This window comes from Azospirillum sp. B21 (assembly GCF_008364825.1).
Lineage (GTDB): Bacteria > Pseudomonadota > Alphaproteobacteria > Azospirillales > Azospirillaceae > Azospirillum.
Genome location: NZ_VTTO01000006.1, coordinates 375,870 through 388,804 on the forward strand (window position 1 = coordinate 375,870; position 12,935 = coordinate 388,804).

The following is a 12,935-nucleotide window of genomic DNA, read 5'->3' on the forward strand; positions in this document are numbered from 1 at the left end:
ATGTATTCACCTCAGATCATCCTGGAAGCGGCGCTGAACGGTCTGATGACCGGTGCGGTCTATGCGCTGATCGCACTCGGCCTGACACTGATCTACGGCGTGCTCCACATCATCAACTTTGCCCACGGCGCGCTGCTGACCTGCGCGATGTTCGCGGTCTGGCTGGCCTGGGCGTGGCTGGGGATGGACCCCTATCTGGTCATCGTGCCGCTGGTGCCGCTGATGTTCGCGCTCGGCTACGGCCTGCAGCGCTTCGTCGTCGGGCCGGCCAGCCACGGCGACGACGGCAACATCCTGCTCGTCACGCTCGGCCTGTCGATCGTGCTGGAGAATGTGCTGCTGGCGCTGTTCCAGTCGGACACCCGCACGCTCGACACCGACTATTCCTTCCAGGTGGTGGCGCTGGGGCCGCTGCTGCTCTCCTACCCGCGGGTGATCGGGCTGGGCGTGGCGATTGTGGTCACCGGCCTGTTGTGGCTGGTGCTGAACCGCACCGACACCGGCAAGGCGATCCGTGCCGTGGCCAAGGAGAAGCTGGGCGCCAATCTGGTCGGCATCGACGTGCCGCACATCTATGCCGTCACCTTCGGGCTGGGCTGCGCCTGCCTTGCCGTGGCGGCCGGGCTGCTGATGCCGACCTTCTACGTCAACCCGCGCATCGGCGGCGCCTTCGTTCTGGTCGCCTTCACCGTGGTGGTTCTGGGCGGCATGGGCTCCATCCCCGGCGCGCTGCTGGGCGGCCTGTTCATCGGCGTGGTGGAGAGCCTGTGCGGCCTGTTCCTGGGCGACAGCCTGGGCCAGATCGGCATCTTCCTGATCTTCATCGCCGTGCTGCTGGTGCGGCCGACCGGACTGTTCGGAGCCAAGGCATGACCGCGCGCGACCTGATCCCGATCGCCGTCCTGGCCGTCCTGGCGGCCCTGCTGCCGCTGGTGGTGACGTCCAGCACGGTGCTGAACTTCCTGGTCTTCACGCTGATCGTGTCGCTGGGCGCGCAGGGCTGGAACATCCTGGGCGGCTTCGGCGGCCAGTTCAGCTTCGGCCATGCCGCCTTCTTCGGCACCGGCGCCTATGTGACGGCGATCCTCCAGCTGCGCTACGGCGTCAACGCCTGGGCCGGGCTGGCGCTGGCGACGGCGGCGGGCGCCCTGGTCGGCTGGGTGATCGGCTTCCTCAGCTTCCGGTCGGGCCTGCGCGGTTCCTACTTCGCGCTGGTGACTCTGGCCTTCGCCGAGGTGTTCCGCATCCTCGCCAACGCCGCCTCCTTCACCGGCGGTGCGGCCGGCCTTCTCATCAAGCTGGACGTCCGCCCGGCGAACCTGCAATTCGACGACCGCGCCGTCTTCTACTGGCTGGTGCTGGCCTTCGTCACGGCGACGCTGCTGCTGACGCGCTGGATCCAGCGCTCCCGCTTCGGGGCGCAGCTGGTGGCGGTGCGCGAGAACGAGGATGCCGCCAAGGCGTTGGGCGTCGATTCCCTGAAGGTGAAGCTGCGCGCCATCGCCCTGTCGGGTGCGGTAACGGCGCTGTCCGGCTGCCTCTATGCCCAGTACTTCCTCTACATCGACGCCAACATCGCCTATGGCAGCTGGATTTCGGTGGAGCTTCTGCTGGCCCCGATCATCGGCGGCGTCGGCACCGTCTTCGGCCCGGTGGTGGGGGCGCTGACCCTGCACGGGCTGGGCGAGGTCGCCAAGCAGTTCGCCGGCCGGATTCCCGGCATCGACCTGATCGTCTTCGGCGGCGTGCTGGTGCTGGCCGTCGCCTTCGCCCGCGGCGGCATCCTGGGCCTGCTGGAGCGGTTGCGCGACCGCGGCCGGGGAATGGTGACCCGTGGCACCAAGGAGGTTTCCCATGCTGGCCGTTGACGGCGTCTCCAAGCGTTTCGGCGGGCTGATGGCGGTGGACAGCGCGACGCTGTCGCTGGAGCCCGGCGGCATCGTCGGGCTGATCGGTCCGAACGGAGCCGGCAAGACCACGCTGTTCTCGATGATCTCCGGCTTCATCGCCCCCACCGACGGACGCATACGGTTCGAGGGAACCGACATCACATCCGAGGAGCCGCACCGAAGGGCGGAGCGCGGCATCGGCCGCACCTTCCAGATCGTCCAGCCCTTCGCCGGCTTGACGGTGTGCGAGAACATCGCGGTCGGCGCCTATCTGCGCCACGCCAAGCGGGCCGACGCCACCGCCAAGGCCCGCGAGGTGGCGCGCCGCGTCGGGCTGGGCGCCGAACTCGACCGGCCGGCAGGCGGGCTGACGGTGGCCGGGCGCAAGCGGCTGGAACTCGCCCGCGCGCTCGCCACCGAGCCCAAACTGCTTTTGCTGGACGAGGTGCTGGCCGGCCTGAACCCGTCGGAGATCCGCGACATCATCCCGGTGATCCGGGGCATCCGCGACGAGGGGGTGACGATCCTGATGATCGAACACGTCATGCAGGCGGTGATGAACCTGTGCGAGCGCGTCTATGTGCTGGCCCAGGGCCGCATGATCGCCGAGGGCCGGCCCGCCGCCGTCTGCGCCGACGCCCGCGTGATAGAGGCCTATCTCGGCCACGGCGCCGCCGCCCGCCTGAAGGCGGAGGGGGCGGCCCATGGCTGAGCAGCTTCTGGAAATCCGCGGCCTGAAGACCGGCTATGGCGCGACCGAGGTGCTGCGCGGCATCGACATGGCCGTCCATGCGGGCGAGATCGTCACGGTGCTGGGTTCCAACGGCGTCGGCAAGACGACGCTGAACAAGGTTCTGTCGGGCGTGCTGCCGGCCTGGACCGGCGAGATCCGCTTCGGCGGCACCCGCATCGACGGCAAGTCCGCCGCCCGCGTCGTGGAGGAGGGGCTGATCCAGGTGCCGGAAGGCCGCAAGATCTTCCCCAACCTGTCGATCCGCGAGAATCTGGAACTCGGCAGCTACCGCCGCGGCAAGCCGAACCGGGCGCGGAACCTGGAGCGCATCTTCGCGACATTCCCCCGGCTGAAGGAGCGCGAGGCACAGTTCGCCGGCACCCTGTCCGGCGGCGAGCAGCAGATGCTGGCCATCGGCCGCGGCATGATGGCGGAGCCGCTCCTGCTGATCCTCGACGAACCGTCGCTCGGCCTCTCGCCGCTGGTGGTGGAGGAGATGTTCGGGCTGATCCGCAAGCTGAATGCCGACGGGCTGGCGATCCTGCTGGTGGAGCAGAACGTCGTCCAGTCGTTGGAGGTCGCCCGCCGGGCCTACATCCTTGAGAACGGCGTCTTCGCGCTGTCGGGACCGTCCGACGAGATCGCACGCGACCCCGAACTGAAACGCACCTATCTCGGCCTTTGACGGGCCGTCCGCCTGGGAGCGGTGACATGACAAGCCTGTCCTTCGACGTGAAGCCGGCGAGCGAGCTGCTCGCCGCCGCCCGCCCGTCCTGGCTCGACCGCTGGGGCGCCTTCGCCGCCGGCCTGAGCTTCGCCGACCTGCCGGCCCCGGTGGTGGAGCGGGCGAAGCTGGTGCTGCTCGACTGCATCGGCGTGATCGCCGCCGGCATGCAGGAACCGGAATGCCGCGCGCTGGCGGGCCGGATGACGGCGACCGCCGGTGCCGGCGATTGCCCGGCCATCGGTGCGGGCCGCGGCTTTCCCGCCGGTTCGGCCGCCTTCCTGAACGGTGTCGCAGGCACCATGCTGGAACTGGACGAGGGCAACCAGTATGCCCGCGGCCATCCGGGCATCCATGTGCTGCCGGCCGCGCTGGCCGCCGGTCCGCGGCTGAAGGCCACCGGCGCCGACCTGCTGACCGCGCTGGCGCTGGGCTATGAAATCGGTTCGCGCATCGGCATCGCCGCCAAGCTGCTGGTCACCACCCATCCGCACGGCACCTGGGGCACGGCGGGGGCGGCGCTGGCCGTGGCGCATCTGAACCGGGCCGATGCGGCGGCGATGATCGAGACGATCAACATCGCCTCCACCCTCGGCCTCGCCACCAGCCGGCGGACCATGCTGGAGGGCGGCACGGTTCGCAACGCCTATGCCGGCGTGTCGAACCAGCTGGGCCTGACCGCCTGGGATCTGGCTGCCAGCGGCTTTGTCGGCGAGACCGACGGGGTGGGCAGCGTGTTCGGCGGCGTCATCGCCCGCGATTTCCGGCCGGAACTGATGGTCGACGAGCTGGGCGAACGCTGGGAGATCGCCCGCAACTACTTCAAGCGCCACGCCGCCTGCCGCTACACCCACGGCGCGCTCGATGCGCTGGGCGACATTGTGGCCCAGGCCGGCGGGCGGATCGCCCCGGAGCAGGTGGCATCCATCGAGGTCGACACCTATGTCTGGGCCGCCCAGTTGAATGGCGCAGAGCCGAAGAACATGCTGGCCGCGAAATTCTCGCTGCCCTTCGCGCTGGCGACCTTCCTCGCCAACGGGGCGGCGACGCCCGACGCCTTCCGTGACGAGGCCCGGCAGGCCGCGGCCACCCGCAACCTCGCCCGCCGGGTGACGGTGCGCGAGGACACCGAGCTGACCGCCCGCCTTCCCGGCCTGCGCCCGGCCCGCGTCCGCCTGACGCTCGCCGACGGCCGCAGCTTCGCGGCGGAGGCGCTGACCAACAAGGGCGACACCGAGGATCCCTACAGCCCCGACGAGGTGCGGGCGAAGTTCGCCGAACTCGCCGGGCCGGTCTGGGGCGCCGCCCACGCCGCCGCCATTGCCGACTGCGTCGAGACCATCGACCGCGCAGCCGATCTTTCAACCCTGACCCGGCTTCTGTCGGCGCCCGCCGCCGCCGGGGGGAGCGTCTGAGATGACCATGCCCGACCTCAGCTTCAAACAGCGGCTTTCCGAGAACCGCGTCGTGCTGGCCCCCGGCGTCTATGACGCCTTCACCGCGTCGATGGCGGCGCGTGCGGGATTCGAGGCGCTGTATCTGTCGGGTGCCGCCATCGCCTACACCCGGCTGGGCCGGCCCGACATCGGGCTGGTTTCGGTCAGCGAGGTGGCGGACACCATCGCGCTGGTGCGCGACAGGGTGCCGACGCCGCTGATCGTCGATGCCGATACCGGCTACGGCAACGCGCTGAACGTCCAGCGCACCGTGCGCATGTTCGAGCGTGCCGGCGCCACCGCGCTGCAGCTTGAAGACCAGAGTTTCCCCAAGCGTTGCGGCCACCTGACCGACAAGGCGGTGATCCCCGCGGGCGAGATGGCCGGCAAGATCAAGGCGGCGGTCGATGCCCGCGCCAGCGAAGGCACCCTGATCATCGCCCGCACCGACGCGGTGGCAGTGGAGGGCGTCTCGGCCGCTCTCGACCGCGCGCGTCTCTATGTCGAGGCCGGGGCCGACGTGCTGTTCGTCGAGGCACCCAAGAGCCGCGAGCAGCTGTCCGCCATCGCCACCGACCTGGGCGGCATCCGCCCGCTGCTGGCCAACATGGTGGAGGGCGGGCAGACGCCGATCAGCTCCGCGTCGGAACTGGGCGATCTGGGCTACCGGCTGGTGATCTTCCCCGGCGGCATCGTGCGGGCGCTCGCCCGGCAGGCGCAGGACTATTACGGCTCGCTGGCGCAGCACGGCACCACCCAGCCCTTCCGCGACCGCATGTTCGATTTCAACGCGCTGAACGACCTGATCGGCACGCCGGAGATGCTGGCGCTCGGCGAAACCTATAAGGACTTTGGCCCCGCCAAGCGGGAGGACGCAGCATGACCACCAGAACCACCGCAATCGACCCCGTCACGCTGGCGGTCCTGAAGGGCCGGCTGGAGCAGATCGCCGACGAGATGGACGCGACGCTCTACCGCTCCGCCTTCAACCCGATCATCGCCGAGGCGCGCGACGCCTGCCACGGCCTCTACCATGCGGAAACCGGCGCCACGCTGGTGCAGGGCACCAACGGCCTGCCGATCTTCGTCGGCGCCATGGCCTTCGCGGTCAAGGCGGTGATCGACAAGGTGGCTCGGGAAGGCGACCTCCACGCCGACGACATCTTCCTGTTCAACGACCCCTATGACGGCGGCACCCACCTGAACGACTTCCGTCTGGTGCGGCCGATCTTCCGCAAGGGACAGCTGTTCTGCTGGATGGCGTCGGTCGGCCATTGGCTCGACATCGGCGGCAATGTGCCGGGCAACTTCAACGCCCGCGCCACCGACAGCTTCCAGGAAGGCGTGCGCATCCCGCCGGTGAAGCTGGTCAAGGCCGGCGTGATGAACCACGACCTGCTGGCGATCCTGGCCGCCAATTCCCGCGTGCCGGTGTCGAACTACGGCGACTTGAACGGGCAGCTGAACGCGCTGGATCTGGGCGTGCGCCGCCTGACCGAACTGCTGGACGAACATGGCGAGGAGACGGTCGCCGCCGCCTTCGACGCCTTCACCGCGCGGGCCGACGCGCTGATGCGCAGCGCCGTGTCGAAGCTGCCGGACGGTACCTACAGCTTCGAGGATTATCTCGACAATGACGGCATCACGGCGGACCGGCTGCGGATCGCGCTGGACCTGACCATCGTTGGCGACCGGATGACTCTGGACTTCTCGCGGTCGTCGGCGCCCTGTGCCGGGCCGCTGAACATCGCCTATTCCACCGCGGTCGCCTGCTGCTACGTCGCGCTGAAGCATGTCTTCACCGACGTGCCTGCCAATGCCGGCTGCCTCAACCCGATCACCTTCGTCATCCCCGAAAGCACGCTGCTGGCGGTGAAGCCGCCGAAGCCGGTCGGCGGCTATACCGAGACGATCCTGCGCGTCATCGGCGTGGTGTTCGGCGCGCTGGCGCTCGCCGATCCGGCCCGCGCCACCGCCGCCCCCTTCGGCACCATCAACGCGCTGTCGCTGGCCGGCCACCGCAAGGATGGCTCGCGCTGGGTGATGTTCTCCTTCTTCGGCGGCGGCTTGGGCGGCAATCCGGAGACGGACGGGCTGAACCACGCCAACAACCCGATCTCCACCGCCACCATCCCGCCGGTGGAAATCCTGGAAGCCGCCTATCCGGTGATGTTCACCCAATGGGCCCTGCGCCCGGACTCCGCTGGTGCCGGCCTGCATCGCGGCGGGCTGGGCGCGGTCTATGAGATCGAGGCGCTGACCGACGCCGACGTCTTCCTGCTGGGCGAGCGCGGCGTCTTCGCGCCCTTCGGCGTGGCCGGCGGCACCCCTGCGGCGCTGAACCGCTTCACCTGGCAGAGCGACGAAGGCGAGAAGTCGCCGCCTCTGGCATCCAAGGTCACCGACGTGAAGATCCGCGATGGCCAGCGCGTGCGGCTGGAGACGCCGGGCGGCGGCGGCTGGGGCGACCCGAAGCGGCGCGATGCGGAGGCCGTCGCCCGCGACGTGCGGCTAGGCTATCTCGGCCGTGAGGCGGCACGCAACGCCTATGGCGTGGCGCTGACCGACGACGGCGCGCTCGACATCGCCGCCACCGCCACTTTGCGCGAATCCTCCGCCGCCTGACGATTCCGGGATCCAAGACCATGAGCAAGGGTATTTCCAAGGGCGCAATCGTCGGCGTCGATGTCGGCGGCACCTTCACCGACCTGTTCCATTACGACGAGGCGCGCGGCAGCTTCCGCACCGCCAAGGTGCCCTCCAACCGCGGCGACGAGGCGGTCGGCTTCCTCGCCGGGCTGCAGAGCTTCGGCCCGGTCGCCGAACTGGGCTCCATCGTCCACGGCACCACCGTTGGCACCAACGCGCTGCTGGAGCGCAAGGGCGCCAAGGTCGGTCTCATCACCACCGCCGGCTTCCGCGACGTGCTGGAGATGCGCCGCCGCGACCGCCGCCAGACCTGGGGCCTGTGGGGCGATTTCGTCCCCGTCGTCGACCGCGACATGCGGCTGGAGGTGGCGGAGCGCACGCTGGCCGACGGCACGATCCGCACCGAAATCGACCCGGAGGAGGTCCGCGCTGCGGCCCGCCGGCTGGCCGACCAGGGGGCGGAGGCGCTCGCCATCGTCTTCATCAACGCCTACGCCAACCCGGCCAACGAGCTGGCGGCGCTGGAGGCGGCGCGCGAGGTCTGGCCGAACGCCAATCTCGAATGCTCGTCGCGCATCCTGCCGGAAATCCGCGAGTTCGAGCGCACCTCCACCACCGCTCTCAACGCCTATCTCCAGCCGGTGGTCGGCAGCTATCTCGCCAAGCTCGACAATGCGCTGGCAGGCGAGGGGTTCGGCGGACGCTTCCACATCGTGCAGTCGAACGGCGGCGTCATGTCCACCGACACCGCGCGGCGGCTGCCGGTGCGCACCGCCCTGTCGGGGCCGGCGGCAGGCGTCATCGCCGCGGCGGCGATCTCCAAGGCGGCCGGCTTCCCCAACGTCATCACCGGCGACCTCGGCGGCACCAGCTTCGACGTGTCGCTGGTGGTGGAGGGGCAGACCATGCTGGCCGCCCAGACCACCATCGATTTCGGTCTGGTCGTCCGCACCCCGATGATCGAGATCACCACCATCGGCGCCGGTGGCGGTTCCATCGCCGGAGTCGATCCCGGCGGCATGCTGCAGGTCGGGCCGGAGAGCGCCGGCTCGCGGCCCGGACCGGTCTGCTACGGCCAGGGCAACACCCGCCCGACGCTGACCGACGCCAACGTCCTGCTCGGCCGCATCAATGCCGAACGCCCCATCGGCGGCAAGCTGGCGCGGCTGGACGTCGATGCCGCCCGCAAGGCTATCGCCACCCATGTCGCCGAGCCGCTCGGCCTCGACGTCATGGCGGCGGCGGAGGCGGTGGTGCGCATCGCCAACAGCAAGATGGCCGGCGCCATCCGCCTCGTCTCCATCGAGCGCGGCCACGACCCGGCCAAATTCGCCGCTGTGCCCTTCGGCGGCGGCGGCGCGCTGCATGTCGGCGCGCTGATCAAGGAGGTCGGCTTGAAGGCGGCACTGGTGCCGCGCTTCCCCGGCGTGACCTCCGCACTCGGCTGCGTCATCGCCGACATCCGCCACGATCAGGTGCAGACGGTCAACCTGCCGCTGGCCGGCATCGACGCCGCGTCGCTCGACCGCCGCATGGTGGAGGAGGCAACCGCCGCCCGCGCTGTGGTGGAGGCCGCGGGGCTCAGCGTCGAGCGCATCGACCTCGTCTTCGAACTCGACATGCACTACATCGGCCAGACCCACACGGTCGCCGTGCCGCTGCCGGTATCGGTCGAGAACGGGACGACCGGCATCGACGAGGCGACCATCCGGACCGCCTTCGAGCGCGCCTATCAGGCGTCCTTCAGCCGCTTGCTGCCGGGCGTCGGCGCCAAGATCGTCAACCTGCGCACCGCCGCCATCGGCCGCCGTCCGCATTTCGACCTCTCCGCGCTCGCCCCGGCCGCCGGGACGACGGTGGAGGGTGCCCATGCCGGGTCGCGGCCGGTTTGGTTCGACGGGGCTTGGCACGAGACCGCCGTCTACAACCGGCTGGACCTTCCGGTCGGCGCCGTGATCCAGGGGCCGGCGATCCTGGAGCAGCCGGACGCCACCACGGTCATTGACCCCGACCTGAGCGCCCGCGTCGACGGTTACGGCAACGTCATCGTGGAAAGGAGCGGCCGATGAGCAACGCCACCATTCCTGTCGAGCGCACCGCCCTGCTGGTCTGCGACCTTCAGAACGACTTCATCCACCCGGACGGCGCCTATGGCCGCGCCGGGCAGACGGCGCCGGAAATCCTGGCTCTGCCGGAGCGGGTGAAGCCGCTGGCCGATCTGCTGCGCTCGCGCGGCGGCTGGGTCATCTCCACCAACTTCACGCTGGTGCCGGGCCGTGGCGGCGAGCCGATGATCTCGCCCCACCTGAAGGCGCTGCGTCCCTTCCTGGCCAAGGGCGATTTCCAGCCCGGCAGCTGGGGACACCGCACGGTGGACGCGCTGCAGCCCGTCGATGTGGAGGTGGAGAAGGTCGCCTATTCCGCCTTCTACATGTCGCGGCTGGAATGGGTGCTGCGGAAATGCGGGGTGGAGCGGCTGCTGGTCTGCGGCATCGTCACCAACGGCGGCGTCGCCTCCACCGTGCGCGACGCCCATGTCCGCGAGTTCGACACCATCCTGCTGGAGGATGGCTGCGCCGCCTTCAGCCGGGAACTGCATGAGGTCTCCGTCGCCGCCCTGCGCCCGGTCTGCCGCGTGGCGACCGTCGCGGCGATGCTGGAGGAGGTGGCAAGCCGATGAGCCGCATCCTGCCCGCCGACGGCGTGGAGTTCGAATTCACCGTTCCCGTCGTCGTGATCGGCGGCGGTGCCGCCGGAATGGTAGCCGCACTGGCCGCCCATGAGCAAGGGGCCGGCGTGCTGGTGCTGGAGCGCGACGCGCTGCCCCAGGGCTCCACCGCCCTGTCGGCCGGGCTGATCCCGGCACCGGGCACCCGCTGGCAACACGCTGCCGGCATCGTGGACAGTCCGGACCGCTTCGCCGCCGACATCGTCGCCAAGGCGAAGGGCGAGCCCGACCCGGTCGAGGTCGCCCGCGTCACCCAGGCGGTGGGTCCGGCGCTGGAGTGGCTCGCCGACCGCTACGGCCTGCCCTTCTCGGTGGTGGACAATTTCAGCTATCCCGGCCACAGCGCCCGCCGCATGCACGGGCTGCCCAGCCGGTCGGGGGCGGAGCTGATCGACCGACTGCGCGGCGCCGTCGAGACCGCCGGCATCGACGTGTTGTGCGAGGCGCATGTGACGGCGCTCTATGCCGATGGCGGGCAGGTTCTCGGTGTCGAGATCACCCGCCCGGACGGCAGTGTCGAGTTGGTCGGCTGCGGCGTGCTGATCCTCGCCTGCAACGGCTATGGCGGCAACAGGGCGCTGGTCGAGCGCCATGTGCCGGAACTGGCCGACGCGCTCTATTTTGGCCATCCCGGCAACCAGGGCGATGCGCTGCTGTGGGGCGAGGCGCTGGGCGCCGCCACCCGGCACCTGTCGGGGCACCAGGGCCATGGCTCCGTCGCCCATCCCGCCGGAATCCTCGTCACCTGGGCGACGATCACCGAGGGCGGCGTGCAGGTGAACGTGGAAGGCCGGCGCTTCTCCAACGAGGCGCAGGGCTATTCGGAACAGGCCGCCATCGTGCTGCGCCAGCCCGACGGCATCGCCTGGACCGTGTTCGACGAGCGCATCGCCGGCATCGCCCGTCAGTTCGAGGATTTCCGGCAGGCCGAGGCGATGGGCGCGGTGCTGGCCGCCGACAGCCCAGCCGAGCTTGCCCGGCTGATGAAGATCGACGCGGACGCTCTCATCGCGGCTCTGGCCGAGATCGACCGGCTGAAGACGGTGGGTGGAACCGATATCTTCGGCCGCGACTTCACCGGCACGGCCCCGCTGGTGCCGCCCTACCGCGCAGTCCGCGTCACCGGCGCCCTGTTCCACACCCAGGGCGGGCTGGTCGTAGACGACGATGCGCGCGTTCTGGATGCCAATGGTGCCCCGCTGCCCAACCTCTATGCCGCGGGAGGGGCCGCCTGCGGCGTGTCGGGTTCCAAGGCGTCCGGCTACCTGTCCGGCAACGGCCTGCTGACCGCGGTGGCTCTCGGGCGCATCGCCGGCTCCGCCGCTGCAAGCGCCGCAAAGGAGGAAACCAGCCAATGACCGTGCAGCCACGCAGCCTGTTCGAGAAGGTCTGGGACGCCCATGTCGTGGCGACCCGGCCGGACGGACAGGCCCTGCTCGCCATCGACCGTCATTTCCTGCACGAGGGCTCCTTCCACGCCTTCGGCATGATCGACCATGCCGGCCGCAAGGTGCGCCGGCCGGAGCTGACCTTCGCCGTCGCCGACCATTACGTGCCCTCGCACAGCCGGTCCAAGCCCATCGCCGATCCCGAGATCGCCAACATGGTGACGATGCTGGAGGCGAATGCCGGCCGCCACGGCCTGCGCCATTTCGGCCTGCACGACCCGGCGCAGGGCATCGTCCATGTGCTGGCGCCGGAACAGGGGCTGACGCTGCCCGGCCTGACCATCGTCTGCGGCGACAGCCACACCTCCACCCATGGCGCTTTCGGCGCGCTGGCCTTCGGCATCGGCGCCACCGAGGTGTCGCATGTGCTGGCGACCCAGACCCTGTGGCAGCGCCGGCCCAAGACGATGCGCATCACCGTGGACGGGGTGCTGGGGCCGCATGTGACGGCCAAGGACCTGATCCTGGCGGTGATCGCCGCCATCGGCGCCGACGGTGCCGCCGGCCATGTCATCGAATATGCCGGCAGCGCCATCCGCGCCCTGTCGATGGAAGGCCGGCTGACCGTCTGCAACATGTCGATCGAGGCCGGCGCGCGGGCCGGCATGATCGCGCCCGACGACACCACCTTCGCCTGGATCGAGGGGCGGCACTACGCCCCCAAGGGCGCCCTGTTCGACCGCGCAGTGGAGCATTGGCGGACCCTGCCCAGCGACGACGGCGCCGTCTTCGACCGCGAGGTGACGCTGGACGCCGCCGACATCGCCCCGGCGGTGACCTGGGGCACCAGCCCGGAAACCGCCGTTCCGGTGACGGCGGCGGTGCCCGATCCGGGGGCGGAGGCCGACCCGGTGCGCGCCGGCCAGATGCGCAAGATGCTGGATTACATGGGCCTCGCCCCCGGCATGGCGCTGGAGGACGTGCCAATCGACCGCGTCTTCATCGGCTCCTGCACCAATGCCCGGCTGGAGGATCTGCGCGCCGCCGCCGCGGTGCTGCGCGGCCGCCGCGCCGTGGTGCCGGGGCTGGTGGTTCCGGGATCGGTCCCGGTGCGCCGTCAGGCGGAGGCGGAGGGGCTGGACCGCGTGTTCATCGACGCTGGTCTGGAATGGGGGGAGCCCGGCTGCTCCATGTGCGTGGGCATCAACGGCGACCTCGTTCCGGCGGGGGAGCGCTGCGCCTCCACCACCAACCGCAACTTCCCCGGCCGCCAGGGGCCGAACGCCCGCACGCATCTGATGAGCCCGGCGATGGCCGCCGCAGCCGCCGCGACCGGCAGGCTCACCGATGTCAGAAAGCTGGATGTCCGCAAGCTGGGAGCGTCGTAG

11 protein-coding genes are annotated in these 12,935 nt (G+C 70.2%); all 11 read left to right on the forward strand.

Annotation, left to right across the window (positions count from 1 at the left end; translation table 11 throughout):
* Genes FZ983_RS17365 through leuC form a run of 11 tightly spaced genes read left to right on the forward strand, consistent with a single transcriptional unit; the run spans position 1 to position 12,935 of the window.
* Positions 1–873 carry a branched-chain amino acid ABC transporter permease gene (locus tag FZ983_RS17365; protein ID WP_149224755.1) on the forward strand — a complete coding sequence of 291 codons (873 nt, stop codon included), beginning with the start codon at positions 1–3 and terminating at the stop codon, positions 871–873.
* Positions 870–1,868, forward strand: coding sequence for a branched-chain amino acid ABC transporter permease (locus tag FZ983_RS17370; RefSeq protein ID WP_149224756.1), 999 nt, complete (start codon positions 870–872; stop codon positions 1,866–1,868). The genes FZ983_RS17365 and FZ983_RS17370 overlap by 4 nt, the downstream gene beginning before the upstream one ends.
* Complete coding sequence (locus tag FZ983_RS17375; RefSeq protein ID WP_149224757.1) at positions 1,855–2,601, forward strand: ABC transporter ATP-binding protein; 747 nt, start codon at positions 1,855–1,857, stop codon at positions 2,599–2,601. The genes FZ983_RS17370 and FZ983_RS17375 overlap by 14 nt, the downstream gene beginning before the upstream one ends.
* The gene (locus FZ983_RS17380; RefSeq protein WP_149224758.1) at positions 2,594–3,307 is read left to right on the forward strand and encodes an ABC transporter ATP-binding protein; all 714 of its coding nucleotides are present in this window, start codon (positions 2,594–2,596) and stop codon (positions 3,305–3,307) included. Before FZ983_RS17375 ends, FZ983_RS17380 begins: the two co-directional genes overlap by 8 nt.
* A gap of 26 nt (positions 3,308–3,333) precedes the next feature.
* Complete coding sequence (locus tag FZ983_RS17385) at positions 3,334–4,761, forward strand: MmgE/PrpD family protein (protein ID WP_149224759.1); 1,428 nt, start codon at positions 3,334–3,336, stop codon at positions 4,759–4,761.
* A gap of 1 nt (position 4,762) precedes the next feature.
* The gene (locus FZ983_RS17390) at positions 4,763–5,665 is read left to right on the forward strand and encodes an isocitrate lyase/phosphoenolpyruvate mutase family protein (RefSeq protein ID WP_149224760.1); all 903 of its coding nucleotides are present in this window, start codon (positions 4,763–4,765) and stop codon (positions 5,663–5,665) included.
* Positions 5,662–7,407, forward strand: a complete 1,746-nt coding sequence (locus FZ983_RS17395) for a hydantoinase B/oxoprolinase family protein (RefSeq protein ID WP_149224761.1) — start codon at positions 5,662–5,664, stop codon at positions 7,405–7,407. The genes FZ983_RS17390 and FZ983_RS17395 overlap by 4 nt, the downstream gene beginning before the upstream one ends.
* Positions 7,408–7,427: 20 nt before the next feature.
* Positions 7,428–9,500: a hydantoinase/oxoprolinase family protein gene (locus FZ983_RS17400; protein WP_149224762.1), complete on the forward strand. Its 2,073-nt coding sequence runs from the start codon at positions 7,428–7,430 to the stop codon at positions 9,498–9,500.
* Positions 9,497–10,111 (forward strand): cysteine hydrolase, encoded by a 615-nt coding sequence (locus tag FZ983_RS17405; protein ID WP_149224763.1) that lies wholly within the window; start codon positions 9,497–9,499, stop codon positions 10,109–10,111. The genes FZ983_RS17400 and FZ983_RS17405 overlap by 4 nt, the downstream gene beginning before the upstream one ends.
* A complete protein-coding gene (locus tag FZ983_RS17410) occupies positions 10,108–11,517 on the forward strand; it encodes an FAD-dependent oxidoreductase (RefSeq protein ID WP_149224764.1) in 1,410 nt (469 codons plus the stop codon). Before FZ983_RS17405 ends, FZ983_RS17410 begins: the two co-directional genes overlap by 4 nt.
* Positions 11,518–11,519: 2 nt before the next feature.
* Positions 11,520–12,935, forward strand: coding sequence for a 3-isopropylmalate dehydratase large subunit (gene leuC, locus FZ983_RS17415; RefSeq protein ID WP_211102935.1), 1,416 nt, complete (start codon positions 11,520–11,522; stop codon positions 12,933–12,935).